The organism is Stenotrophomonas lacuserhaii, assembly GCF_014836545.1.
Classification (GTDB): Bacteria; Pseudomonadota; Gammaproteobacteria; order Xanthomonadales; family Xanthomonadaceae; genus Stenotrophomonas; species Stenotrophomonas lacuserhaii.
Map to the genome: position 1 here is coordinate 347,212 of NZ_JACSQS010000001.1, position 23,884 is coordinate 371,095.

Genomic DNA, 23,884 nt, shown 5'->3' on the forward strand with positions numbered 1-23,884 from the left:
ATCGGACCTGCCGCACGCCGGGCGGGCCGGTCAACCGGCGCGTTCTTCGTCCAGGGTGCCACGTACCGCCCGTGCCAGGTCGATGCGGGTGAACGGCTTGGGCAGGATCGCGATGTTCCGGCCAAGCTGGTTGTTGGACTGGTGGTCGCGCGGATACCCCGAAGTGAACAGGATGCTCAGCGCGGGCTTGCGCTGGCGTGACTGGCGGGCAAGCTCCCAGCCGGTCATGCCGGGCATCACGATGTCCGAAAACAGCAGGTCCACGTCCACATCGGGACGATCCAGCAGGCGTAGCGCCGATGGCCCGTCATGCGCTTCCAGGACGCGGTAGCCGAACTGCCGCAGCGCTTCAACGGTATAGGCCCGCACGTCGTCGTTGTCTTCGGCCACCAGGATGATTTCATCCCGTGCCTCGTACTCGGCATAGCCATTGTCCTCGGCCAGCCGCGGGCCCGGCAGCGGCAGGCTGGAACGCGGGAACAACATGGTGATCACCGTGCCGCTGCCGGGGGTGGAATCCAGTTGCACGTGGCCACCGGACTGCTTGACGAAGCCATACACCATCGACAGGCCGAGACCGGTTCCACGACCGACTTCCTTGGTGGTGAAGAACGGTTCGAACACCCGGGCCATGGTGTCCGCGTCCATGCCATGCCCATCATCGCGCACCCGCAGCACCGCGTACTGTCCGGGCGGGACGTCCGGATTCTGTTCGGCGAACTCCTCATCCAGCACGCTGGTGCCCGTCTCCAGCATCAGCGTACCGCCGTCGGGCATCGCATCGCGCGCGTTCACCGCCAGGTTGAGGATGGAAGCTTCCAGCTGGCCCGGATCGACCTCCACGCACCACACATCCGGCGCGGTCGCGATCTCCAGCCTGACCAGTTCGCCGAGCGCACGCTGCAGCATGTCCTGCATGCCCTGCACCTGCTCGTTGAGGTTGACCGCCTGGTTCAGCAGCGGCTGGCGGCGTGCGAAGGCCAGCAGGCGCTGGGTGAGGCTGGCCGCGCGCAGCACCCCCTTCAGTGCGTTGTCCAGCGGACGCGAAACGGGGGCTGCCTGCTCGCCGAGGCGATCGGTCAGCAGCTTGGCATGCTCCACGTTGCCGGCAATAACGGTCAGGATGTTGTTGAAATCATGGGCGATGCCACCGGTCAGCTGGCCAACCGCCTCGATCTTCTGGCTCTGCCGCAGCGCCTCTTCGGCCTGCCGGCGCGCGGTGGTTTCCACGGCTTCGGAGACCACGGCGGTGACCGTCCGGTGGTGATCGAGCAGCGGGCGGAAGGAGAACTCGAACGAGCGGGTGCCGGTGGGCAGCTGCAGCTCCAGTTCCTGCCGGGATTCGTTGCCGGCGGCCGCCGCCTGCACGGCGCCGTGTACGGCGGTGGCCGCATCCGGGCTGCCCGAAAACCAGGCTGAGTCCCAGAACAGCCGGCCGCTGACATCGCTTTTCTCTGCCAGGATCGCCGCCAGCGAGGCCCGGTTGGCATCCAGCACGCGTCCCTCCGGGCTGATCAGCACCTGCAGCTGGAAGCTGGATTCAAACACGGCCTGCAGCCGGCTTTCGCTTTGGCGCAGGTCGGCGGTGCGCTGCTCGACCTGCTGTTCAAGCGATTCGTTGGCATCACGCAGCAACAGCTCGGCCTGCTTGAGATCGCTGATGTCGCGGGCCAGGGTGTAGTAGCCGGCCACCTGGCCATCGGCGGCGATCTCCGGGACGCCGTCGAGCAGCACATGGCGTGCACTCCCGTCGGCGCGCGGGACCTCCAGCTCGAAGCTGACCCGTTGACCCTGCAGTACCTGCTGCAGGTGGGGCAGGGCGGCATCGAACATGCCCGGGCCGGCCACGTCACTGATCTGCAGGCCGATCATCTCCGCTGGCGGCCGTCCGTGCCAGGCCTGGTAGGCATTGTTGGCGAATCGGTACCGATGGTCCGGGCCCAGGTGGGCGATCAGGGCGGGCATCGAATCGGTGATCAGCTGCAGGCGGTCACGGCTCTGTTTCAGTTCCACCTCGGCCCGGCGAAGCTTCTCTCTGGCCTCCGCTTCACGGATGGCGCGCAGGATGGCATCGGGGAGGCGCTGCAGGCGCTGCTTGACCACGTAGTCGCGCGCGCCGCGGGTAAGCGCCTGCACGGCCAGTTCTTCGGTCAGGGTGCCGGAGACGAAGATGAAAGGCAGCTGCGGCACCCGCTCGCTGGCCAGGGTCAATGCGGTGTCGCCATCGAAGCCGGGCAGGACGTGGTCGGCAAGGATCACGTCGTGCCGATCACCATCGAGCTCGGCGAGGAACGCCTCCCGCGTCCACACGCGCTGGATCACGAACGCCATGCGCGCGCGGGACAGCTGCGCTTGGATCAGTTCCGCATCGAGCGCACTGTCCTCGAGCATGAGGATGCGGATCGGCGCATCCCGGGGCGTTTCAGTCATTCGTGCGGCCTTGGCCTGGCGGGCGGATGGGATGCGGCGGCGGATTGTTGGTGATGCCCCAGAACATGCCCAGACCCTGGATGGCGTCGAAGAATTCCTTGAAGTCCACCGGCTTGACGACGAACGCATTGACGCCCAGCTCGTAGCTGCGCACCAGGTCCTGCTCTTCGCGCGAGGACGTCAGCATCACGATCGGGGTGCGGCTGAGGTGGCGGTCACCGCGTACCTCGGCCAGCACTTCCAGGCCGTTCAACTTGGGCAGCTTCAGGTCAAGCAGCACGACCACCGGGCCCCCGTGGTTGAGGTCCTTCCAAGCGCCTTCGCCGCGCAGGTACTGCAGTGCCTCGACCCCGTCGCGCACATGGGTGACCTGGTTGAGCAACTGGCAGCGCGCCAGCGCATCGAGGGTCAGCTCGGCGTCTTTCGGATTGTCTTCCACGAGCAGGATCGGTCGCAGGTCCCTCATGCAGTACCTCGTTGGGAATACGGTAAGGTGAAATGGAGCGTAGCGCCGACGCCCGGCTCGCCTTCGGCCCAGGTGCGGCCGCCGTGCCGGCTGACGATGCGGTGGACGTTGGCCAGCCCGATACCGGTGCCTTCGAACTCGTCGGCGTGGTGCAGTCGCTGGAAGACCCCGAACAGCTTGTCGACATAGCGCATGTCGAACCCGCAGCCGTTGTCGCGGACATGGAAGACGTGCTCGCTGCCGTTGTCTTCGTGGCCGATTTCGATGGTCGGCTCGGCGCTGTCACGGGTGAACTTGATCGCATTGCCCAGCAGGTTCTGCCATACCAGCCGCAGCATGCTGGAATCGGCCTCGACCCGCGGCAACGGTGCGATGGACCAGGTGATGCTGCGCCCGCCGGTTTCCATCACCAGGTTGCGCCGCACGTCTTCCACCAGCGTGGCGACATCCACGCTCACCAGGCCCATGCTGGAGCGGCCCATCTGCGAGAAACTGAGCAGGTCATCGACCAGCGTACCGGCGGATTTGGCCGATTCCACGATCGTGGCCAGGAAGCGTTTTTCGGTGTCGGTCAGCTTGTCCGCCGCCGAACTGCCCAGCAGTTCGGAATAGCCGACGATGTGGCGGAAAGGCGCGCGCAGGTCGTGGCTGACCGAATAGGAAAACGCCTCCAGCTCCTTGTTGCTGCGCAGCAGCTGTTCATTGAGTTCGGCCATTTCCTCGGCCTTGCGCAGCACGATATCCACGATGGCCGTGCGCAGCTCGATCGCTGCGTCGCGGTCCACGTCCTGCCAGGGCGTGGACTGCTCGCGCACCGTTTCCTTCCATGCCTCGAAGGACAGCCGCGGCGAGAGCCTGCCGTCGACGGCGGCCTTGCGGGGTTCGCCGCCCCAGCGCACCGTGCGCATGACTTCGGCGCGGAACCACAGCACGAAACTGTCGTGCAGCTGCGAGATTGAAATGGCCATGACGCCGCTGGCTAGGTCGGCGAAGGCCGCCGCTTCCGGCCAGATCGCGGGCAGGGCATCGGTGTGGAACACGTCCTCGGCAGGGTGATGGCGGGTCAGCCAGTCCACCAGCGCGTTGACGTCGGTCTGGCCCGGGGTCTGCCCCAGCAGCACGCATTGGCCGCGGTGGACGATCGCCGCGCCGGTGGCGCCGGTGAGGTCCAGCAGGCTTTTCTGGTCGCGACCCAGCGCCGCCATGAAATCTTCGTCGCCGGCCATCCGCCCGAGCAGGCGGACCTGGATGGCGCGCCGCGCGATGCGCTCCTCCACCGCCAACGCGCGCTCCTTCAAGGCGATCTGCAGCGAAAGGATCTGTCCGATGAACTCACACGCGGTGCGCACGTGATAGGGCACGCGGCGCGGCAGCTGGTTGTGGCAGGACACCAGCCCCCACAGGCGGCCTTCTGCCAGCAGCGACACCGACAGCGAGGCGCCGGTGCCCATGTTGCGCATGTACTGCAGGTGCACGGGCGAAACGCTGCGCAGGACCGCCAGGCTGAGGTCGGTGGGGGCGGCGTCGGCCAGGCCTGCACTGCGCAGCAGCGGCACCGCCCGGTAGTCGTTGTCGGCGATCAGCCGCACGCGGTTGCGGCGATAAAGTTCACGTGCCTGCGCCGGGATATCCGATTCGGGGAAGCGCAGGTCCATGTAGGACGGCAGCCGGTCATTGCGATCCTCGGCCACCACCGCGCCGTTCCAGTCCTTGTCGAACTGGTAGATCAGCGTGCGGTCGAAACCGGCCAGGTCGCGCACGTGGCGCGCACCGATCTCGCACAGCGAAGCGATGTCCGGAGCCACCTCGACCTCGCCCATGAAGCGGCGTATGTGGGGGTACAGGTCTTCCAGGGAGCCGGGTTCGCCGTCGACCGGCTCTTCCAGTTCGATGATGAAATGGGTTTCGCTGCGGTGCGCCAGCGCATGGTGGCGACCGGACCGCCCCAGCTGGACCGAGCCGAGGAACACCGTGGATTCCGGTGCCAGCAGGTCCAGGTGTCGTCGATAGGGCACCAGCGCGCCGCCGAGTACACGGTCCAGGTGCTGGTCCAGCGGATCCCCGAAGTCCTCCAGCACCTGCGCCTGGCTTACGGCGCGTTCCTGTACCCGCATCGACAGCGGGTCCACCACCAGCAACAGCCCGTACGGCTGGATTGCCCCGGGCGTATGGATCGGTTCACGCGCGCAGCTGGATAGATCCAGGTCGACATCAGGGGCGTCGTTCATGGGAACTCCTCGGTAACGAACCTGCCCACGGCAGCGAAGGCAGCGCGTGCGCCGTCCTCCACGTGCCGTTCGTCCGCCGCGGGCAGCGCGATGGCATTCAATGCAGTCGTGAAGTGGCGCCAATGGGCCGCAACGCCCCCGGCAGGAGGAGCAAGATGGCGTGCGCCGAAGGCCCGGTCCACGCCCAGCGGGGCAGCCAGCTTGTAGATCACCGCGCCGCCCAACGCGGATCCCTCGGCCACGTACAACCAGCCCAGCGCGGCGGGCAGGGGCAGGGTGGCGGGCAGCACCGGGACCGGCGCAGGCAGGGGCGACTGCAGGTCGGAAAGGTCGCGGCTGATCCCTTCCAGCCGGCGCCGGGCAGGCAGGCCGGGCAGCAGCGGTTGCAAGGCCGGTGCGGCGTAGAGACTGTCCACGTGCTGGTGCAGGCGGTGCTGCACGCGCAGGAAGGCGGCGAAGCGTTCTCGGCTTTCGAAGATGCGTTGGGCCATGATGCGCTGGTCCAGCCGCTCGTGCGTTTCATGGGTGGCGCGTTTCAGGCGCTCGGCACGGGTAGGCGGCAGGGCCGGGTCAGGTACTGGCATCGACGACGACGGGCAGGATGCACGATGGGGGAGACGCTGCAGAATATCAGACCGCCCGATGGCCTCGTGTCAACGGAATTTCATCCGTTGCGGTGATGCACCAACGGCCCGCTGCGCTCGCCGACCCTGGGTCGGCGCTACCGGTCTACATCAGCCCCAGGGTCACCAACGCGAGCACGAGGTAGCGCATGGCCTTGGCGATGAATACCAGCGGCAGGAACACCCGCAGCGGCTCGCGCATCACGCCGGCCGCCAGCGTGATCGGGTCGCCGATCACCGGAGCCCACGACAGCAGCAGCGACCAGCGCCCGTAACGTCGATACCAGGCCTGCGCGCGTTCCAGCCGTGCTGGCGATACCGGGAACCAGCGACGCCCCTGGAACCGTTGCACCTGCAGGCCGAGCCACCAGTTGACCAGCGATCCCAGCACGTTGCCGGCGGTCGCCACCGCGACCAGCAGGACCGGATCGCCGCCTTCCAGCAGCAGGGCCACCAGCACCGCCTCGGACTGGGCGGGCAGGAGGGTGGCGGCGATGAGGGCGGCGAGGAACAGGCCGGACAGGGAAAGCATGCTTCATTCTACGGCGGCGGTGTCCTCGCGCGGCTTTCAGCCCGCCCGCGCCATCCTGTGCCGGTCCATCCGCAGCAACCGAGGTGCCGCATGCCCCGTTCGCGCACGCTGACGATCGCGACCTTCAACGTCAACGGCATCAACAGCCGTCTGCCGCACCTGCTGGCGTGGCTGGAGCAGGAACAGCCGGATATCGTCGCCCTGCAGGAACTGAAGGCGACCGACAGCGGGTTCCCGATCGCCGCCATCGAAGGCGCGGGCTACGGGGCGATATGGCAGGGCCAGGCATCGTGGAACGGCGTGGCCCTGCTGGCCCGCGGCAGCGTTCCGGTGGAGAGTCGCCGCGGCCTTCCCGGCGCACCAGCGGATACCCAGGCGCGCTATATCGAGGCGGCGGTGCACGGCATCGTGGTGGCCGCGCTTTACCTGCCCAACGGTAATCCGCAGCCGGGGCCGAAATATGACTACAAGCTGGCGTGGATGCAGCGGCTCGCGCGGCATGCCCGCACCCTGGTGAAGCTGGAGCATCCCGTGGCCATGCTCGGTGATTTCAACGTCATTCCCACCGATGAGGATGTGTACGACGCCGCTGCCTGGAAGAAGGATGCGCTTATCCAGCCGGCGGTGCGCGAGGCCTACCAGAAGCTCCTGGCGCAGGGCTGGACCGATGCACTGCGGTCCTGTTCCGGTGAGCAGCGGGTGTATACCTTCTGGGACTATTTCCGCCAGCACGCGCAACGCGACCGCGGCCTGCGCATCGACCACCTGCTGCTGAATCCGGTGCTGGCGCCGGGACTGGTCGAAGCCGGCGTGGACCGTTGGGTGCGCCTGCAGGAGAAGGCCAGTGACCATGCGCCCACCTGGGCCAGGATCAAACTGCCGGCGGTGCGCCGAGCTTCCTGATATCGGCCAGCAGCAGCGCATGGGCGGCCTCGCGCGCTGCCCCCTCGCCCTGGCGCAGCACCCACGACGGATGCACGGTGACCAGCGCCGGGGTGCCGTCATGCAGGGTGTGCCACTGGCCACGCCCTTCGCTGAAACGGAACGCGGCGCCGAGCAGCGCCGAGGCGGCCGTCGCGCCCAGGCACACCACCGTATCCGGACGCACCTGTTCGATCTCACCTGCCAGCCAGGAACGGCAGGCCTGCACGTGCTCGCGGTCGGGGCGCTGGTGCACGCGGACTTTGCCACGGCGCTGGAAGCGGAAGTGCTTCACCGCGTTGGTCAGGTACAGCGTGGTCCGATCAATGCCGGCCTCGGCGAGCACGCGATCCAGCAACTGGCCGGCCGGACCCACGAACGGTCGGCCGCTGAGGTCCTCGCGATCTCCGGGCTGCTCACCGATCAGCATCACCCGCGCATCGGCCGGTCCTTCGCCGAACACGGTCTGGGTGGCCGGCTCCCACAGCGCGCAGCGCCGGCAGGCGGTGGCGCGGTGCCGCTGCGCAGTGAGTGAATCGGGAAGGGCCTCGGCGGCGCGTGCGGCGGCTGCCGACGGCAGCAACGGTGCCTCGGGAATCCGGCGCTGCGGCGCCAATGCTTCGCGCGCATGCATTTCCTCCACGCGCGTACCGGCATCGCGCACCAGCCGCGGCAGCAACGTAGCTTCGGGCAGGTGCTTCCAGTATTTCACCGGCATCTCCTGGCGCATCATCCGCTCATTCAACCGCGCCGGGTTGAAGATGCTGGCGTAGTAGGTGCGCCACAGCTCCTCGCGTGAATCATCGGCCGGGGCATCGCTGCGCTGCGCACCGGGGCCGGCGCTCAGTTGGCTGCCATCCCAGTACGCGCTGCGCGAGGGTGTCAGGATGGCCCAGCGCATGCCGGCGAAGCGGCGCGCGAAAAATGGCGCGACCCGGTCCACGATGTGGTGGTCCGGTTCGAACCAGGCGATGAACGCATCGTCCTCGCCGGGCACCTGGCGGAACCGCACGAAGGCCTTCATCTTGTGCGAATCACGGCGTACCGCCTGCGCCAGCGCATTGGCGCGCAGCACATCGGCATCGGCGGGGTTGGACAGCACCTCGCGCTGGCCATGGGCGATCCGCCACAGCAAGCGGTACAGCAGCGGCAGGCGCTGCGGATCGCGGTGACACAGCACGCTGGTCGCCAGTTCCAGGAAGGCCTTGGACACGCGTGCGGGAGCGCCGCTGTCGCCTGACGTCGCCGCGCCAGCAAGCGCCGGCGCGTCCAGCAGCGAGGCCTCGGTGCCCTCCAGCCAGTCGATCTGTTCGGGTGCCACCGTTGCAGCAAGCCCCTGGCGCGCGGCCGCCCGCCAGGCATCCAGTGACCACGGCGGATCGATCCGTGCCGACCAGCGCTGCATCTCAGCTGGCAAGGCTTTCGCCGAACAACGAACCCTGCCGCGGCGGGGGCGCCAAGCTGGCACGCAGGCTGGCAGGATCATCCAGCCGACGGTGCGGATGGTGGTCCAGCAACTGCACGAACGGGAGCAGCTTGCGCATCGGCGCGCGCAGCCGCGCCACGTCGGCGACCCGCAGGCGGCCATGGCGGCGCGCCATCAGCACGCGCTTGACGTTGCGTACGCCCAGTCCCGGCACCCGCAGGAGCAGTTCCTTCGGTGCCAGGTTGAGGTCCACCGGGAACTGCTCGGGATGGCGCAGCGCCCAGGCCATCTTCGGGTCGATGTCCAGGTCCAGCATGCCGTCCTGGGTAGTGTCGGTGATCTCTTCGATACCGTAGCCATAGAAGCGCAGCAGCCAGTCGGCCTGGTACAGACGGTGCTCGCGCTGCAGCGGCGGGGGCTGCAGCGGCAGTGCCTTGCTGGCATCGGGAATCGGACTGAAGGCGGAATAGTAGACCCGACGCATGTGGTAATTGCCGTACAGCTGGTCGGAGGTGGTCAGGATGTCGCGGTCGCTGGCACCGTCGGCACCGACGATCATCTGCGTGCTCTGACCGGCAGGCGCGAACTTCGGCGCGCGCTTCTGCGCGCTGCGGTGCGGGGTGGCCACTACGGAAGGACGAGCGCGCTCCTCCTTGGATTCCTCGATGCGCCAGCGCAGCTCACCCATCGCGCCGCGGATGGTAGGCATGGTCTTTTCCGGCGCGAACGCGGCAAGGCCGGCTTCGGTCGGCAGCTCGACGTTGATCGACAGGCGGTCGGCGTACTTTCCCGCTGCCGCCAGCAGTTCCGGCGAGGCCTCGGGAATGGTCTTGAGGTGGATGTAGCCGGCGTAGCGGTGTTCCTCGCGCAGTTGGCGCGCCACTTCCACCATGTGTTCCATCGTGTAGTCGGCGCTGCGGATGATCCCGCTGGACAGGAACAACCCCTCGATGTAATTGCGCTTGTAGAAGTCCAACGTCAGCGCGACGACCTCGGCCACGCGGAAGCGGGCGCGCGGCACGTTGCTCGATACGCGGTTCACGCAGTAGGCGCAGTCGTAGATGCAGAAGTTGGTGAGCAGGATCTTCAGCAGGGAGACGCAGCGGCCATCCGGGGTGTAGCTGTGGCAGATGCCGGACCCTTCGGTGCTGCCGATGCCACCGGACTTTTTCGAGTCGCGCTTGCCGGCCCCGCTGGAGGCGCACGAGGCATCGTACTTTGCCGCGTCGGCGAGGATTTCGAGTTTGCGCAGGGTTTCCATGGGGCCACGCTAGGGAGGGCGCGTCTCAGGCTGTGAGACGGACAGCAGGGGCAATCTGAAGGCTTCAGGCGAGGATCCGCAGCGCTTTCAGCTCCGTTAGCAGGAATACTAACAGGTGCCGACTGTCATCTGTGTGTATGCGCCGGCCGGCAGACTGTCGGGCCCCGCAGCTCACAGGTCACTCCACGTGGCATTCTCCCGCAGGCCCCGTTCCGCCTTGTTGTTGTTGCTGGCGCTGGCCGCCGGCGCCTCCGCCGCGCCTCCGGTGCTGCGCATCAACGATGTGCTTGCCGTCGGCACCCACAACAGTTACAAGCTGCCGATGCCACAAGCCCGACTGCAGGCACTGGCAAGCCAACAACCGGGCATGGCCCAGGCGCTGGACTACGCCCACCGTCCTTTGGTCGAGCAGCTGCAGCATGGGGCGCGCCAGATCGAGCTGGACGTCAATTTCGATCCGCAGGGCGGCCATTACGCGGCCGGATCGGCCGACCCGGACCTGCAACGGCCGGGCTTCAAGGTGCTGCACATGCCCGGGCTGGACAATGCCAGCAGCTGCACCAGACTGCTGCAGTGCCTGCGACAGCTGCGCGCGTGGTCCGATGCGCATCCCCGGCACGCGCCGATCCTGCTGCTGGTCAACGCCAAGGATGACCAGAACGCCCGGCTGGGTGGCATTGATGCGCTGCGCTTCGATGCGGCGGCGTTCGACGCGCTGGATGCGGAGATCCGCACGGTGCTCGGGCCGGAGAAACTGATCGTGCCCGATGACGTGCAGGCCGCCTACCCGACGCTGCGCGAGGCGGTGCTGGCGGGAAACTGGCCGGCGCTGGAGCAGGCGCGCGGCCGCTTCCTGTTCGCGCTGGACGAAGGTCCGGAAAAGGTGGCGCTGTATCGGGGCGATCGCCGTTCATTGCAGGGCAGGGTGTTGTTCGTCAACACCGATGCCGATTCACCGGCCGCTGCGTACATGACGCTCAACGACCCGATCGGCCAGGCGGGCCAGATCCGCCGCGCCGTGCAACAGGGTTTCATCGTGCGTACGCGTGCCGATGCGGAGACCCGTGAGGCGCGTACCGGGGATACCCGGCGGCGCGAGGCGGCACTGACCAGCGGGGCGCAGTATGTATCGACGGATTACCTCTGGCCCGATCCGCGCTTCGGCACGGATTACCAGGTTCCGCTGCCGCAGGGGGCAGCGGCGACCTGTAATCCGGTGCGCGCAGGCCACTGCGGCATGGCCGATCTTGAAGCACTGCCTTGAACAGCAACCGGTTCAGGGCACCATCGCGGCCGAGTTCACCAAGCCTACGGCAATTGCCACGCCTGCCGAAAACCAGCCGGCGCTTTCGTTGCCGGCGTCGATCTGGTCCGGTCCGCGACGGGTGATGATGGCGCGCGAGATACCGAAGGCCAGCATCTGCATCACCGCCGCGATGGCCGCCCAGATCGCGGCATCGACCAGCGACACCGAGTGGCTGATCACCGAATTGATCGGCAGCGCCAGGCCGACGAGGGCACCGGCCATGCCGATGCCAGCCGCTTTGTTGCCCTGCCGGATCAAGGTGATTTCCTTGTGCGGGGTGATCAGCGCGACCAACGTGATGGCCAGCAGCAGGATCAGCAGGCCGATCCCCATGAAGGCGGCGAAGGCGAGGAACGATTGACCGGTGATGACATAGTTCATGGCAGTCCTTGGAGCATGTCGGGGCAGGGGACCACGCTACCGCATCGTTGCAACGAATGCGCGCGATCGTGATCGCGGACGCAGCGTGCGCGCAGGGCGTCGATGCGCTGCCTGCCTGCCCATGACATCGCCTGCACGGGCCGCAGCAGACTCTTGCGCGTCCCAGGCCGCACTTCCGCCGCCTGCCCAGCGAGCAGACCATGCGCGATACCGTACACGCCCGTTATGCCACCCCCTCGCGCGTCCGTGAAGGCCGACCGTTCCCCCAGGGCGCCACCTTCGACGGCAATGGCACCAACTTCGCGCTGTTCAGCGCGCACGCCACCCGGGTCGATCTGTGCCTGTTCGACGACGCCGGCAACGAAGAACGGATCGAGCTCCCCGAATACACCAACGAGGTCTGGCACGGCTACCTGCCGGACGTCAAGCCGGGCCAGCGTTACGGCTATCGCGTGCATGGCCCGTACGCGCCTGCCGAAGGCCATCGATTCAACCACCACAAGCTGCTGCTTGATCCGTATGCGCGGGAGATCGAAGGCGACCTCACCTGGAGCGATGAGCTGTATGGCTACACCATCGGTCACCCCGATGCGGATCTCAGTTTCGACGAGCGCGACAGTGCGCCGTTCATGCCCAAGGCCGTGGTGGTGCACGACGACTATGACTGGGAAGATGACCAGCGCCTGTTGACTGCCTGGAACCAGACCCTGGTCTACGAAACGCATGTGCGCGGCTACACGATGCGCCATCCCGAGGTCGCCGAAGCAGCGCGGGGCACCTGTGCCGGCCTGGCACACGAGGCGGTGCTGGATTACATCAAGGGGCTGGGGGTCACCGCGGTGGAACTGCTGCCGGTACAGGCCTACCTGGATGACAGCCACCTGCTGGAGAAAGGCCTGCGCAATTACTGGGGCTACAACACGCTGGCCTTCTTCGCGCTGAAGAGCCGCTACCTGGCCAGCGGACACCGCGACGAGTTCCGTGACATGGTCAAGGCGATGCACCGCAAGGGCCTGGAAGTGGTACTGGACGTGGTGTACAACCACACCGCCGAAGGCAACCAGCTGGGTCCGACGCTGTCCTTCAAGGGCATCGACAACGCAACCTACTACCGGCTTGCCGACGACAAGCGCTATTACATCAACGACACCGGCACCGGCAACACGTTCAACCTGAGCAACATGCAGGCGATGCGGTTCGTCACCGATTCGCTGCGCTACTGGGCACAGGACATGCACGTTGATGGCTTCCGCTTCGACCTGGCGACCATCCTGGGCCGGGAACCGAGTGGGTTCGACCAGCGCGGCGGGTTCCTGGACGCCTGCGGGCAGGATCCGCTGCTGTCGCAGGTCAAGCTGATCGCCGAACCGTGGGATTGCGGGCCGGGCGGTTACCAGGTCGGGCGTTTCCCGCCGGGGTGGGCAGAATGGAACGACAAATTCCGCGACAACGCGCGAAGCTTCTGGAAGGGTGACGAGGGCATGCTGGCCGAGTTCGCCACGCGCTTCACCGGATCGGCGGACCTGTTCGATCGCCGTGGTCGTCGCCCGTGGTCATCGGTCAACTTCATCACCGCCCACGATGGCTTCACCCTGCATGACCTGGTCAGCTACAACGAAAAGCACAACAGTGCCAATGGCGAAGGCAACCAGGACGGGTCCAACCATGATGGTTCATGCAATCACGGCGCTGAAGGCGAGACCGATGACGCGGCGATCAACGCACTGCGCGAGCGGCAGATGAAGAACCTGCTGGCCACGCTGCTGCTGGCGCAGGGCACGCCGATGCTGCTGGCCGGCGATGAACGTGCGCAGACCCAGGGCGGCAACAACAATACGTATTGCCAGGACAACGAAACCGCATGGATCGACTGGCAGCGGGACCCGAGCGAAGGACGGCTGGCGGAGTTCGTGCGCGAACTGACGGCACTGCGCCGCCGCTACCCGATCCTGACCCGTGGCCGCTACCTCAACGGGCGCTACAGCGAAGAAGCCGGGGTCAAGGACCTGACCTGGCTCAATCCGAGCGGGGCGGAGATGCAGGAGCCTGACTGGAGCGATGCCGGCGCGCGATCGGTGGGCCTGGTGCTGGAGGGCAAGGCGCAGCATTCCGGGGTGCGCGAGCATGCCAACGATGCCACCTTGTTGATCCTCATCAACGCATGGCACGAAGGGGTGTCCTTCAAGCTGCCCGATGACGCGCAGACGCCGCTGCACTGGAAGCTGATGGCGTCCACCGATGAAGCGCTGGATCGCGAGTCGGTGCCCAAGGGCTCAACCGAATTCCTTGCCCCGCCGCGCAGCGTCACCGTGTTCGAATGCCGTAGTTGACGGCAGGACGGGCAAGGGGGCGTACAACGCCCCCTTGCCGCAGGGGCGATCACACCAGCTGCGCGGTGGGCTTGTGCGTGGCCAGCCAGATCGCCTGCCACAGTCCGGAAAGCCCGATCAACGCGTAGACCGCACGCGGCCACGGACTGTCGATACCGCAGGCGAGCCCGATCAGGTCGATCTGGAACTGGCCCTGCAGGCCCAGGCAGATGGCACCGAACAGCACCATGATCATCGTCGCGATGTTGAACGCTCGCACTGCATTGCCCCTGGTTGACTCGTTGGTATCGGCATGGTGGCGCGCGTTCCGTGCGAGCACCGTGATCGCGCGCTTCACGCCCCCTCAACCCGGGCCTGCACCCGCACTGCACGCCGGGCTGCCTATGCTCTGTCCATCCCTTCGTCCTGGCAGACACTCCGCATGGTCCCCACTTCCTATTGGCGCAAGAGCTGGGGCACCTTCGTGCGACCCAATACCGGGTCGTTCGATATCCGTGATGTCTCCTGCCTGCAGGAGCCGACCTCGCTGCGGATCGTCCACCTGTACCGCATCGATGCCTGCTGCCAGCGCTGCGACCGCGCTTTCTCGGCACGCGACGGCCATGGCATGTCGACGGTCACCGGTGCGCGCGTGCTGACCTGCCCGGGATGCTCGGCAAGCCAGGCGGTATCCAACCGTGAGCTGGCGCGATTCTCCGCCTCCCACGCGGGCACCGCAATGGCAGCGCCAGGGCCGATTGCCGAAGTCGCTTGAGCGCGCCACCGTGAAGAATTCCTTGCGCGTCCATCACACCGCCGCACAGAGGGCTGATGGACACTGTGCGCATGAGATGTGTTGCCGATGCCATGAACCGCCCCGACACCCGCACCCGCACCGAGAACGGCGCAGCACCCAGGATCCTGGTGGTCGAAGACGAGCTTGAGCTGTCCACGCTGCTGCAGACCATCCTGGTGGGGGAGGGATACCAGGTCGAGCAGGCCTATTCCTTGTCAGATGCGCTGCATTCGCTCGACGAAGAAGCGTTTGATGCGGCTGTACTCGATGTCGAGCTTCGCGACGGGCTGGTGTTCTCCGTCGCCGATCGCTTGAAGGCGCGCGGAATTCCGTTCTTCTTCCTGTCCGCGGTTTACCGCGGGGTAGTGCCGGTGGCGCACCGTGACGTGCCGTTCCTGGGCAAGCCTTATGAACTGGACGAACTGAAGGGTTACCTCGCTGAGAGTCTGCGAAGCGCTTCATGAGTTACCAGGCAGTGGGAGAAGCGTGGGCAGCCGTGCGGCGTCACACGCTCTAGCAGGCGGCGATGGCAACCTGTCGGCCGTCTTTCACCGTCTCCCAGGAGCACACAGCCATGGCGTCCAGCCCCTTCCTTCATCCCGTGCGGGCGATACATCCCGTGCATGCCGCCGTGCTCGGTGGCGTGCTTCCGCTTTTCCTCGGAACGCTGCTGGCGGACTACGCCTACTGGAGCAGTCATGAGATCCAGTGGAGCAATTTTGCTGCGTGGCTGCTGATCGGCGCCATGGTGATGACCACGCTCGCCCTGCTGTGCGGCGTTGTCGGCCTGGCCCGGCATCGTCACGGACTGGCTTACGTGGTGGTGCTGGCGGTGACCTGGGTACTGGGTTTCTTCAATTCGCTGCACCATGCGCGTGACGCCTGGGCGGTGATGCCGGCCGGCCTGGTGATGTCGCTGGTAGGTACGCTGTTGGCGCTGGTGGCGACCTGGATCGGCCTGTCCACCCTGCGCGCGGGAGGTGTCCGATGAGCCGCCAAGTGATCACGATTCTCTCGGTCTCGGTGCTGGCTGCCGCGCTCGCCGCCTGCAGCAACAAGGCCCCGCAGGTGGACCAGTACGGTGCCACCCCGGAGATGCCCGCGCCCAAGCGCGACCTGATGCCGGACATGACCATCGCCAAGCCGACCGCGTGGGGCGACAGCGTCCCGACCGTGCCGGCCGGTTACCGTATTTCGGCCATCGCCAGCGATCTGGGCATTCCGCGCCAGACCCTGGTGCTGCCCAACGGTGACATCCTGGTGGCGGAAGGGCGGGGCGGCAACGCACCGAAGCTGAAGCCGAAGGATGTCATCGCCGGCAAGATCAAGGCCAAGGGCAACACGGCGGTGAAGAGTGGCAACCGTCTGACGCTGCTGCGCGATGCCGATGGGGACGGTGTGTATGAAATGAAGACCGTCTTCGCCGACAAGCTCAATGCCCCGTATGGCCTGGCGATGATCGGCAACGTGCTGTACGTCGCCAACCAGGATGCGCTGGTACGGTTCGACTATGTCGAAGGGCAGACCCGCGCCAGTGCGGCGCCGGTGACGGTCACCGCGCTGCCTTCGGCGATCAACCACCACTGGACCAAGTCACTGACCGCGAGCGCCGATGGCCGCCATCTGTACGTGGGCATCGGCTCCAACAGCAACATCACCGAACGCGGCATGGCCGCCGAAGTGGACCGCGCGGTGGTGTGGCAGATCGACGCTGCGACCGGCGCCCACAAGACCTTCGCCACCGGCCTGCGCAATCCCACCGCGCTGGCGATCCAGCCGGGTACAGGCGCGCTGTGGGCGGTCGTCAACGAACGCGATGAGATCGGGCCGAATCTGGTGCCGGACTACCTGACCTCGGTGAAAGAAGGCGCGTTCTACGGCTGGCCGTACAGCTATTGGGGCAAGAACGTGGATGATCGTGTGATGCCGCAGGATCCGGCGAAAGTGGCCAGTGCCATCGCGCCGGATTACGCGTTGGGCTCGCACGTGGCTGCGCTGGGCGTCTCGTTCTCCGGCCCGACCATGGGCGCCAAATTCGCCGATGGCGTGTTCGTCGGCGAGCACGGCAGCTGGAACCGCAATCCGCCCGTGGGCTACAAGGTGGTCTTCGTGCCGTTCCGTGACGGCCGCCCGGCCGGTGAACCGATCGACTTCGTCTCCGGCTTCCACGGCGAAGATGGGCTGACCCGTGGCCGCCCGGTGGGCGTGACCGTGGATCCCCGCGGTGCGTTGATCGTTGCCGATGACCTGGCCAACACGATCTGGCGGGTGACGCCGGATACGGTTGCTGCCCCGGCTGCACCGGCGGCGTCACCGCCGGCACCGGTCACCCCGTAAGCCAGCTACGTCCGTGCCGGGTGATCCCCGGCGCGGACGGCGCTCAACCCAGCGCCGCGCGTACGCGCGTGGCCAGCTCGTCCACGCTGAACGGTTTGCCGATCAGCTGCACGCTGGGATCCAGCACGCCGTCCTGAACGAGCGCGTTCCGGCTGTAGCCGGTCGCGAAGAGCACTTTCAGCTCCGGTCGGCGCCTGAGTGCCTCGTCGGCCAGTTCGCGGCCGTTGACTTCCGGCATCACCACATCGGTGAACAACAGTGCGATCGCCGGGTGCGCATCGAGCAGCTTGAGCGCGGCGGCGGCGCCGTCCGCGGCCAGCACCGGATAGCCCAGTTCGGTCAGCGCGTCGATGGAGAACTGGCGCACGCCCGGCTCATCTTCCACCACCAGCACCAGCTCCTGCCCCCCGGACGACGCCACCGGGGCATCCTCCGCAGTGGCGGGCGGCGCATCGAGCACCGCCATCAGGCGCGGCAGGTAGAGCATCACGGTGGTGCCCTGGCCGACGCGCGAATCGATGCGCACGTGGCCGCAGGACTGCTTGACGAAGCCGTACACCTGGGAAAGCCCCAGTCCGGTCCCCTGACCGACCTTCTTGGTCGTGAAGAACGGCTCGAAGGCCTTGGCCATCACCTCTGGTGGCATGCCGCTGCCGTTGTCGGCGACGGAGATCAGCACGTAGTCGCCGACGGGGACGCCGCCGGCTTCGGCGCATTGCTGCGCGCAGTTGGCCGTTTCCACCGTGAGCCGGCCGCCTCCGGGCATGGCATCGCGCGCATTCACCGCAAGATTGAGGATCACGTTCTCCAGCTGGTTGGCGTCGGCGAAGGTCGACCACAGGTCGGCGGCCAGCACCGTCTGCAGGCGCACGCTGCTGCCCAGCGAATGCACCAGCAGGTCCGACATGCCCGCCACCAGCCGGTTGGCATCCACCGGAACCGGCTGCAGCGGCTGTTGGCGGGAGAACGAGAGCAGCCGCTGGGTCAGCTGCGCGGCCCGGCGCGCGCCATCGATCGCCATGTCGATGTAGCGCTTGGCACGCGGATCCTGGTCGCCCAGGCGTGCCGCCAGCAGGTCAAGCGGCCCGATGACCGTGGCCAGCATGTTGTTGAAGTCATGTGCGATGCCGCCGGTCAGCTGGCCCACGGCCTCCATTTTCTGGCTCTGCCGCAGCGCGTCCTCGGCGCGCGTGCGCTCCTGTACCTCCTCCAGCACGCGGGCTTCCAGATGCTCGTTCAGCTCTTTCAGGCGGGCCTCGGCCAGCCTGCGCTCGGTGACATCGATGGCCACCCCCAGTACGCGCAGGCAGCGGTCCCCTTCGAACAGCCCGCGGCCTTTGGCGGCCACCCAGCGCAGCACGCCGTCCTCCCGGCCCACCGTGCGGTATTCCACGTCGTAGAGCGCGCGCACGGCCGGGTCGGCGGCGGCGGCAAAGGCGGCGGTGGTCGCCTGCCGGTCATCAGGATGCAGGCCGTCGTAGAAGTCCTGCAGGGACACCTCGACCTGCCCGGAGATGCCGAACATGGCCTTGGTGCGTGGCGGCCAGATCAGCACGTTGTTGACCAGGTCCACGTCCCAGAATCCCATGTCCCCGGCTTCGGTCGCCGAGCGCAGGCGCTCTTCGCTCTCGGCCAGGGCCGCCTCGGCGGCCTTGCGCGTGGTCAGGTCGAGCATCGCGCCGATCATCCGATGCGGCTCGCCGGAGGGACCGCGCAGCACCGTACCGCGATCCAGCACGGCCGCATAACTGCCATCGGCACGGCGGAAGCGGTACTCGCCCGACCAGGCCGAGCTGCTGCTGTCGATCACCGCGTGGATGGCTGCATCCACCCGGCCACGGTCGTCGGGATGGATGTGGTCCAGCCACCATTGCGCGCTGGTGGCAGTGACCGCATGCCCGAACAGCGTACTCAACGCCTCGTTCCAGATGACGTGGCCATCGGCCATCCGCCAGTCCCAGATCGCATCATTGGTGGCCCGGGCCGCGAGCCGGTAGCGCTCCTCGATTTCGCGGTGCTGGGCTTCGGCGGCCTTGCGGTCGGTGATGTCCAGCGAGGTACCGACCAGGCCGACCACGGCGCCTTCACCATCGCGCAATGGCGCCTTGGTCGACAGCCAGAACGCACGGCGGCCATCGGGGAAACTGATTTCTTCTTCGACCTGTTCACTGCGGCCGCTGGCCATCACGCGCTCGTCGGTGGCCATCACCGCTGCCGCCTGCCCGGGATCGCCCAGCAGCTCGGCATCGGTGCGCCCGACATAGTGCTCCGGCGGCATGCCGATCAGTTCGGTGGTGCCACGGTTGCCCATCAGGATACGGCCTTGGCGGTCCTTGGCGTAGACCACGCCGGGGGCGGCCTCGACGAAGGAACGCAGCAGGGTCTGCGCCTGGTCACGTTCGGCTTCAAGCCGGCGCCGCTCCTCGATATCGATCAGCACGCCGGGGAAGTCGATCGCGCGACCGTGCGCATCCAGGTCGACACGGCCGGCCGCCTCCAGCCAACGGTACTGTCCGTCCGCGCCGCGCGTCCGGAACTGGTGGACATAGCGCCCGCCGCGGCCAACCGCCTCGGAGATTGCCTGCTGCAGGCCGTCCCGGTCATCAGCGTGCACGGCGGCCACCACCTGGTCCAGGCGCAGCTCGCTGCGTGCCAGCGCCGGATCCAGGCCGAAGGCCCGGGCGAGGGCATCATCCACGGCGAGTCTGTCGTGCGCGACATCCCAGAACCAGGTGCCCACGATCGCCCCGGCGGCGAGCGCCAGTTTGACCCGTTCGGCGTCACGCGCCACCCGGTTCGAATTTCCGTCTTCAAGGTTCAAGGTGTTCTCACGGCGGGGCGCGGGGATGACGTGGTTGGCCGCATAGATTATCGCCGCCGCCCAGCGCTGGGAACGTGGCTTGCTGAAGCTGATCAGGATGTCACCGGCGCAGCGCCTTCACGCCAGCGCCGCCTGCGGCCTGCGGGTCCCCTTTGACGTGTGGCACAGTGGCGGCGCGGAAGCATCCACAACGTCAAGGAGATCGGAATGAGCGCGAAAACGATGATGCTGGTGCTGTGCCTGGCCGCGGCGGGTTCGGCGATGGCAGGCGGCAGTGCCCGGTTCGGCAACAAGCTGGTGAGTACCGGCGACGGGGCAGGCAAGGTGACCCAGGTGGCAGGCAAGCCGGACCGGGTGATCCAGCTGGAAACCGACTACAGCGGCAACGTGGGCGAGCGCTGGGAATACTACAAGGCGCAGAAGACCGTCCAGATCATTTTCCGCGATGGCAGGGTGACCGAGGTCAACGAGCTCTACAACTGATTGGCCAGCACGCCCTGAATCGATCTAAACTCGGTCGAAACCACCTTGGGAGGGCAGGGCATGGCAAAGATGAGGGCAATAGTGGGCGCCGCGCTGGTGGCTACCGCAGTGTTCACTGCAGCGGCCGCTCCGGCTGCATCGGCGACATCCGGCAACCCCATCCTGCCGGGCTGGTATGCCGACCCGGAAGCGGCGGTGTTCGGCAACACTTACTGGATCTTCCCGACCAGCTCAGCGCCGTATGCCGAGCAGACAGGATTCGATGCATTCTCCTCGCCCGACCTGGTGCAGTGGACCCGGCATCGCAACGTACTCACCACCGACGCGATTCCGTGGGCCAGGGAGGCGCTGTGGGCGCCCTCCGTCCTGGAACGCGATGGCCGCTATTACTTCTTCTTTTCCGCCAACGACATCAAGAGCGACCAGGAGCTTGGTGGCATCGGCGTGGCGGTGGCCGACCGGCCTGAGGGTCCTTACCGCGACCTGCTGGGCAAGCCGCTGATCGGCACCTTCCATAATGGTGCCCAGCCGATCGACCAGTTCGTGTTCGAGGACGATGACGGCGCCTGGTACATGATCTACGGCGGCTGGAAGCACGCCAACATCGTGCGCCTGAAGGATGACTTCACCGGCGTGCAGCCGCACGAGGATGGCACGCTGTACAAGGAGATCACCCCCGCACCGGAATACGTGGAGGGCTCGCTGATGTTCAAGCGCGGCGGCCGCTACTACTACATGTGGTCCGAGGGCGGCTGGGGCGAGCCGGAGTACTCGGTGGCTTACGCCATCGCCGACAAGCCGACCGGACCGTTCAAGCGGATCGGCAAGATCCTGCAGCAGGATCCCACCATCGCCACCAGCGCCGGCCACCATTCGGTGATCCACGCGCCGGGCTCGGACAACTGGTACATCGTCTACCACCGTCGCCCGCTGGGAGAGACCAGCCGCCATCACCGCGCCACCGCGATCGACCGGATGTACTTCGATGAAAAGGGACTGATCCTGCCGGTCCGGATGACGATGGAGGGCGTGCCGGCCGAGCGGCTGGACGCGCGCTGACCGCGGTTGTCCCGCGCACGGTGGACGTGCTGCCGCGCTTGGTCGGCGCTCCAGTGCGGTCCATCGCGTGCTGGGTGGTTTCGTCGGATGCCACTGGAGTGGCCGGGGCGCCGCGTGCAGTCTGCCGGTGTACGACCTACCCGACACGACAAGGAATGTTCGATGCCACTCCGAGCCCCACTGCTTTGCTTCGTGTTTGCCTGTTCCCTGCTGTCCAGCGGCGCGCTGGCGGCCGACGCCAGTGAACCGGCCGATGACGCGTGCGCGCTGGCGTCCCGGCCCCTGCGCGCGCCAGACCTGCAGGTTCCCTTCGACATCGTCGACGGCCGCATCTATCTCCAGGTCCAGGTCAACGGGCGCGGACCATTCCGCTTCGCCGTCGATACCGGGGCAAGCGGCATCGGCCGCGCCGACTCCCGCCTGGCTACCACGCTCGACCTGCTCCTGCACGGCCAGGCCACCACCTCCGATGGCGTGTCCAGCGCGAGCGTGCAGACGGTCCGGATCGACTCGCTTGCCTTGGGCGCGGTGGTCCGGCGCGACGTGGAGGTCATCACACGCGACTACAACGCACACAACGCACCGGAGGCGGCGTTCATGGGGATACTGGGTCGTGGTTTCTTCGGTGACGGCCTGCTGGTCATCGACTATCCACGGCGCATGCTGTCCTTCAGCCGCACCCAGCAGCTTCCCACCCAAGGCCCGAATGTACTGCGTTATGAGCAGGCCTTCCGCGTGCCGGTACGGATCGGCAGGGAGCAGGTGCTGGGCCAGCTCGATACCGGCGCCAATGTCAGCTTCGTGCTGCCACGGGTGCTGTATGACACCGTTTCCGCAAGACCCCTGGAAGCAGCCGGCCGCTCGCGGTTGACCAACAGCCAGGTCGAGGCGCAGCGGGCCACCGTGCAGGGGCCGATCGAGATCGGCCAGCTGCGCCTCGCCGATGTGGAGGTGCGCGTGTCGGCGAAGTATCCCGAGCTGCTGATTGGCGCACATGCCCTGCAGCAGGCCGTTGTGCTGATCGACCAGCGGGCCAGGGCGGTGGCCATCTGCCGGTAAGCGCGCCGTGGCGGAGGCCACCCGCGGCCTTCATCCGTCTGCGCCACCGCTCAGCAGCAGCCGCGCCTGCGTCCCCCAGCCACCTGTCAGCACATCCGGCCTGCCGTCGCCGTCCAGGTCGCCCTGGCCCATGCTCCAGCTGCGCCCCACGGTGATGCCCGGTACGACGGCAAGCGTGACATCCCGGAAGTGGCCCTTGCCATCGTTCTGCCACGCACGTAGTTGCAACGGCACGAACCCAGGCACCTGGATCGCGCCGACCAGCAGGTCCAGGTGGCCATCGTGGTTGAAGTCGACCACGGTCCCGGCCCAGCTGGAAAACGTGTGCGCGGGAAGGCGCTCGGCAGTCTCATCGCGGAAGCGGCCATTGCCATCGTTGACCAGCAGGCGCGTCTGCGGATCCTTGTCCCAGGCGGCGTTGTTGCTGGTGATGTTGAAGAACACGATGTCCGGGCGGCCATCACCGGTGAGGTCGGCCACGTGCACTTCGCGGGTTTCCATCGGCACCTTCAGTTCCAGCCGATGCGACTGGTCGCTGAAGCGTCCGCGTCCGCGGCCATCGTTGATCAGCAGGCGATTGGGGTGCGCCGGGCTGGCCAGCACCACGTCAAGGTCGCCGTCGCCATCGATGTCGGCCAATGCCACGCCTTCTGTCTGCGCGTCGCCCTGCGGCAGATGGGTCGCGCTGGCATCGATGAAATGGCCGGGTCGTTTGGGGTCGTTGAGGAAAAGAAGACTGCGCGACGCCCGCGCAGGCGCCCCGGCGCCATGGCCGGTCTCGCCGGTGCTGCCGATGAAGATGTCAGCGCGCCCATCGCCATCCACATCGCCCACTGCCAGCCCGTTGCCCTGGCTGCCGGCTGGCAGGCGCTCACTGGCATCGGTGAAGCCGCCCTTGCCATCGCCGAGGAACAACTGGTGCACCTCCTCGGATTCGCTGATGAACACCATATCGGCGTGGCCATCGCCGTTGAAATCCGCAGTGCGTACATGTTCGTTGTCACGCATCGTGCGGCCGAACGCATCCGGAACGTAGCGCAGCTTTCCGGTTCCATCGTTGAGGTAGAGCCGGTTGACGCCGTGTTCCACCGAGACCACCACGTCGCGGTGCCCATCGCCGTTGACGTCGACGAATACCGAGTCAGTGGAATGCAGGCTGGGCGCGGTCGGTACATGGGTCGTGGTGGCATCCACGAACACCGAAGAGGGGGCCTCGTTGATCACCTCGAAGGCGTCCGTGACCGGGTCGCGCGGCCCTGCGCGCTGGGCGGTGGCGTGCGCGTCGGCCAGCACCGCCAGGCTGGTGGCCAGCAGGGGAATCGAAAACCGTGTCGGCATCGGGGGCGCTCCGGGTGCAGGAACCAGCCTTGAACCTAACCGCAAAACGGGCGCTTCTGCAAAACTGCCCCGGCATGCCACTATCATGCCCGCACGCGGCCTTGGCCA

The 23,884-nt window shown here is 66.9% G+C and carries 21 protein-coding genes; 10 read left to right on the top strand and 11 right to left on the bottom strand.

The window, feature by feature from the left end; translation table 11 throughout:
* Positions 1-30 precede the first annotated feature (30 nt).
* From H9654_RS01685 to H9654_RS01705, 5 genes are all read right to left on the bottom strand, one after another.
* Positions 31-2,430: a PAS domain-containing protein gene (locus H9654_RS01685; protein ID WP_191768505.1), complete on the bottom strand. Its 2,400-nt coding sequence runs from the start codon at positions 2,428-2,430 to the stop codon at positions 31-33.
* Positions 2,423-2,896 (bottom strand): response regulator, encoded by a 474-nt coding sequence (locus H9654_RS01690; protein ID WP_101100981.1) that lies wholly within the window; start codon positions 2,894-2,896, stop codon positions 2,423-2,425. Before H9654_RS01690 ends, H9654_RS01685 begins: the two co-directional genes overlap by 8 nt.
* Complete coding sequence (locus H9654_RS01695) at positions 2,893-5,124, bottom strand: ATP-binding protein (protein WP_191768507.1); 2,232 nt, start codon at positions 5,122-5,124, stop codon at positions 2,893-2,895. Before H9654_RS01695 ends, H9654_RS01690 begins: the two co-directional genes overlap by 4 nt.
* Complete coding sequence (locus tag H9654_RS01700) at positions 5,121-5,708, bottom strand: biliverdin-producing heme oxygenase (RefSeq protein ID WP_191768509.1); 588 nt, start codon at positions 5,706-5,708, stop codon at positions 5,121-5,123. The genes H9654_RS01695 and H9654_RS01700 overlap by 4 nt, the downstream gene beginning before the upstream one ends.
* A 145-nt stretch (positions 5,709-5,853) precedes the next feature.
* Positions 5,854-6,279, bottom strand: a complete 426-nt coding sequence (locus H9654_RS01705; protein ID WP_191768511.1) for a YqaA family protein — start codon at positions 6,277-6,279, stop codon at positions 5,854-5,856.
* Between the two features lie 90 nt (positions 6,280-6,369).
* Here H9654_RS01705 and xth point away from each other — a divergent pair, with 90 nt between their 5' ends.
* Positions 6,370-7,182: an exodeoxyribonuclease III gene (gene xth, locus H9654_RS01710; RefSeq protein ID WP_191768513.1), complete on the top strand. Its 813-nt coding sequence runs from the start codon at positions 6,370-6,372 to the stop codon at positions 7,180-7,182.
* On the opposite strand, the gene H9654_RS01715 is transcribed toward xth, so the two are convergent.
* Both H9654_RS01715 and H9654_RS01720 read right to left on the bottom strand, forming a co-directional pair.
* The gene (locus H9654_RS01715) at positions 7,151-8,605 is read right to left on the bottom strand and encodes a UdgX family uracil-DNA binding protein (protein WP_191768886.1); all 1,455 of its coding nucleotides are present in this window, start codon (positions 8,603-8,605) and stop codon (positions 7,151-7,153) included. The two genes, xth and H9654_RS01715, sit on opposite strands and share 32 nt — an antisense overlap.
* A gap of 1 nt (position 8,606) precedes the next feature.
* Positions 8,607-9,887 (bottom strand): putative DNA modification/repair radical SAM protein, encoded by a 1,281-nt coding sequence (locus H9654_RS01720; protein WP_101100993.1) that lies wholly within the window; start codon positions 9,885-9,887, stop codon positions 8,607-8,609.
* A gap of 187 nt (positions 9,888-10,074) precedes the next feature.
* Here H9654_RS01720 and H9654_RS01725 point away from each other — a divergent pair, with 187 nt between their 5' ends.
* Positions 10,075-11,151 (top strand): Ca2+-dependent phosphoinositide-specific phospholipase C, encoded by a 1,077-nt coding sequence (locus H9654_RS01725; RefSeq protein ID WP_318241104.1) that lies wholly within the window; start codon positions 10,075-10,077, stop codon positions 11,149-11,151.
* A gap of 12 nt (positions 11,152-11,163) precedes the next feature.
* On the opposite strand, the gene H9654_RS01730 is transcribed toward H9654_RS01725, so the two are convergent.
* Positions 11,164-11,574 (bottom strand): DUF350 domain-containing protein, encoded by a 411-nt coding sequence (locus H9654_RS01730; RefSeq protein ID WP_042612938.1) that lies wholly within the window; start codon positions 11,572-11,574, stop codon positions 11,164-11,166.
* A gap of 200 nt (positions 11,575-11,774) precedes the next feature.
* Here H9654_RS01730 and glgX point away from each other — a divergent pair, with 200 nt between their 5' ends.
* On the top strand, positions 11,775-13,904 hold the full coding sequence (gene glgX / locus H9654_RS01735) for a glycogen debranching protein GlgX (RefSeq protein WP_191768515.1): 2,130 nt from the start codon (positions 11,775-11,777) through the stop codon (positions 13,902-13,904).
* 49 nt (positions 13,905-13,953) lie between these two features.
* Here the strand turns inward: glgX and H9654_RS01740 are convergent, their stop codons facing one another.
* Complete coding sequence (locus H9654_RS01740; RefSeq protein WP_318241105.1) at positions 13,954-14,241, bottom strand: DUF378 domain-containing protein; 288 nt, start codon at positions 14,239-14,241, stop codon at positions 13,954-13,956.
* Positions 14,242-14,325: 84 nt separating this feature from the next.
* Here H9654_RS01740 and H9654_RS01745 point away from each other — a divergent pair, with 84 nt between their 5' ends.
* The 4 genes from H9654_RS01745 (at position 14,326) to H9654_RS01760 (ending at position 17,016) form a co-directional block, all read left to right on the top strand.
* Positions 14,326-14,658, top strand: coding sequence for a hypothetical protein (locus tag H9654_RS01745; protein ID WP_191768517.1), 333 nt, complete (start codon positions 14,326-14,328; stop codon positions 14,656-14,658).
* A gap of 56 nt (positions 14,659-14,714) precedes the next feature.
* Entirely contained in the window at positions 14,715-15,143 is a 429-nt protein-coding gene (locus tag H9654_RS01750; RefSeq protein ID WP_223181677.1) for a response regulator, read from the top strand.
* A gap of 110 nt (positions 15,144-15,253) precedes the next feature.
* Positions 15,254-15,670 (top strand): DUF2231 domain-containing protein, encoded by a 417-nt coding sequence (locus H9654_RS01755; RefSeq protein ID WP_191768519.1) that lies wholly within the window; start codon positions 15,254-15,256, stop codon positions 15,668-15,670.
* The gene (locus H9654_RS01760; protein WP_191768521.1) at positions 15,667-17,016 is read left to right on the top strand and encodes a PQQ-dependent sugar dehydrogenase; all 1,350 of its coding nucleotides are present in this window, start codon (positions 15,667-15,669) and stop codon (positions 17,014-17,016) included. The genes H9654_RS01755 and H9654_RS01760 overlap by 4 nt, the downstream gene beginning before the upstream one ends.
* 43 nt (positions 17,017-17,059) lie before the next feature.
* On the opposite strand, the gene H9654_RS01765 is transcribed toward H9654_RS01760, so the two are convergent.
* Positions 17,060-19,837: a PAS domain-containing hybrid sensor histidine kinase/response regulator gene (locus tag H9654_RS01765; RefSeq protein WP_225211791.1), complete on the bottom strand. Its 2,778-nt coding sequence runs from the start codon at positions 19,835-19,837 to the stop codon at positions 17,060-17,062.
* A gap of 207 nt (positions 19,838-20,044) precedes the next feature.
* Here H9654_RS01765 and H9654_RS01770 point away from each other — a divergent pair, with 207 nt between their 5' ends.
* The 3 genes from H9654_RS01770 (at position 20,045) to H9654_RS01780 (ending at position 22,438) form a co-directional block, all read left to right on the top strand.
* Entirely contained in the window at positions 20,045-20,320 is a 276-nt protein-coding gene (locus H9654_RS01770; RefSeq protein WP_191768523.1) for a DUF2845 domain-containing protein, read from the top strand.
* A gap of 60 nt (positions 20,321-20,380) precedes the next feature.
* Complete coding sequence (locus H9654_RS01775) at positions 20,381-21,379, top strand: glycoside hydrolase family 43 protein (RefSeq protein WP_191768525.1); 999 nt, start codon at positions 20,381-20,383, stop codon at positions 21,377-21,379.
* 162 nt (positions 21,380-21,541) lie between these two features.
* Positions 21,542-22,438: an aspartyl protease family protein gene (locus tag H9654_RS01780; protein WP_191768527.1), complete on the top strand. Its 897-nt coding sequence runs from the start codon at positions 21,542-21,544 to the stop codon at positions 22,436-22,438.
* Between the two features lie 30 nt (positions 22,439-22,468).
* On the opposite strand, the gene H9654_RS01785 is transcribed toward H9654_RS01780, so the two are convergent.
* Positions 22,469-23,776 carry an FG-GAP repeat domain-containing protein gene (locus H9654_RS01785; RefSeq protein WP_191768529.1) on the bottom strand — a complete coding sequence of 436 codons (1,308 nt, stop codon included), beginning with the start codon at positions 23,774-23,776 and terminating at the stop codon, positions 22,469-22,471.
* Positions 23,777-23,884: the final 108 nt, after the last annotated feature.

Excerpts from the sequence above, each read along its gene's own strand:
- H9654_RS01705 (WP_191768511.1), bottom strand. The coding sequence starts at position 6,279 with ATGCTTTCCCTGTCCGGCCTGTTCCTCGCCGCCCTCATCGCCGCCACC.
- H9654_RS01715 (WP_191768886.1), bottom strand. The coding sequence starts at position 8,605 with ATGCAGCGCTGGTCGGCACGGATCGATCCGCCGTGGTCACTGGATGCC.
- H9654_RS01780 (WP_191768527.1), top strand. The coding sequence starts at position 21,542 with ATGCCACTCCGAGCCCCACTGCTTTGCTTCGTGTTTGCCTGTTCCCTG.
- H9654_RS01770 (WP_191768523.1), top strand. The coding sequence starts at position 20,045 with ATGAGCGCGAAAACGATGATGCTGGTGCTGTGCCTGGCCGCGGCGGGT.
- H9654_RS01690 (WP_101100981.1), bottom strand. The coding sequence starts at position 2,896 with ATGAGGGACCTGCGACCGATCCTGCTCGTGGAAGACAATCCGAAAGAC.
- H9654_RS01775 (WP_191768525.1), top strand. The coding sequence starts at position 20,381 with ATGGCAAAGATGAGGGCAATAGTGGGCGCCGCGCTGGTGGCTACCGCA.
- H9654_RS01730 (WP_042612938.1), bottom strand. The coding sequence starts at position 11,574 with ATGAACTATGTCATCACCGGTCAATCGTTCCTCGCCTTCGCCGCCTTC.
- xth (WP_191768513.1), top strand. The coding sequence starts at position 6,370 with ATGCCCCGTTCGCGCACGCTGACGATCGCGACCTTCAACGTCAACGGC.
- H9654_RS01695 (WP_191768507.1), bottom strand. The coding sequence starts at position 5,124 with ATGAACGACGCCCCTGATGTCGACCTGGATCTATCCAGCTGCGCGCGT.
- glgX (WP_191768515.1), top strand. The coding sequence starts at position 11,775 with ATGCGCGATACCGTACACGCCCGTTATGCCACCCCCTCGCGCGTCCGT.
- H9654_RS01685 (WP_191768505.1), bottom strand. The coding sequence starts at position 2,430 with ATGACTGAAACGCCCCGGGATGCGCCGATCCGCATCCTCATGCTCGAG.
- H9654_RS01755 (WP_191768519.1), top strand. The coding sequence starts at position 15,254 with ATGGCGTCCAGCCCCTTCCTTCATCCCGTGCGGGCGATACATCCCGTG.
- H9654_RS01700 (WP_191768509.1), bottom strand. The coding sequence starts at position 5,708 with ATGCCAGTACCTGACCCGGCCCTGCCGCCTACCCGTGCCGAGCGCCTG.
- H9654_RS01760 (WP_191768521.1), top strand. The coding sequence starts at position 15,667 with ATGAGCCGCCAAGTGATCACGATTCTCTCGGTCTCGGTGCTGGCTGCC.
- H9654_RS01745 (WP_191768517.1), top strand. The coding sequence starts at position 14,326 with ATGGTCCCCACTTCCTATTGGCGCAAGAGCTGGGGCACCTTCGTGCGA.
- H9654_RS01750 (WP_223181677.1), top strand. The coding sequence starts at position 14,715 with ATGGACACTGTGCGCATGAGATGTGTTGCCGATGCCATGAACCGCCCC.
- H9654_RS01785 (WP_191768529.1), bottom strand. The coding sequence starts at position 23,776 with ATGCCGACACGGTTTTCGATTCCCCTGCTGGCCACCAGCCTGGCGGTG.
- H9654_RS01720 (WP_101100993.1), bottom strand. The coding sequence starts at position 9,887 with ATGGAAACCCTGCGCAAACTCGAAATCCTCGCCGACGCGGCAAAGTAC.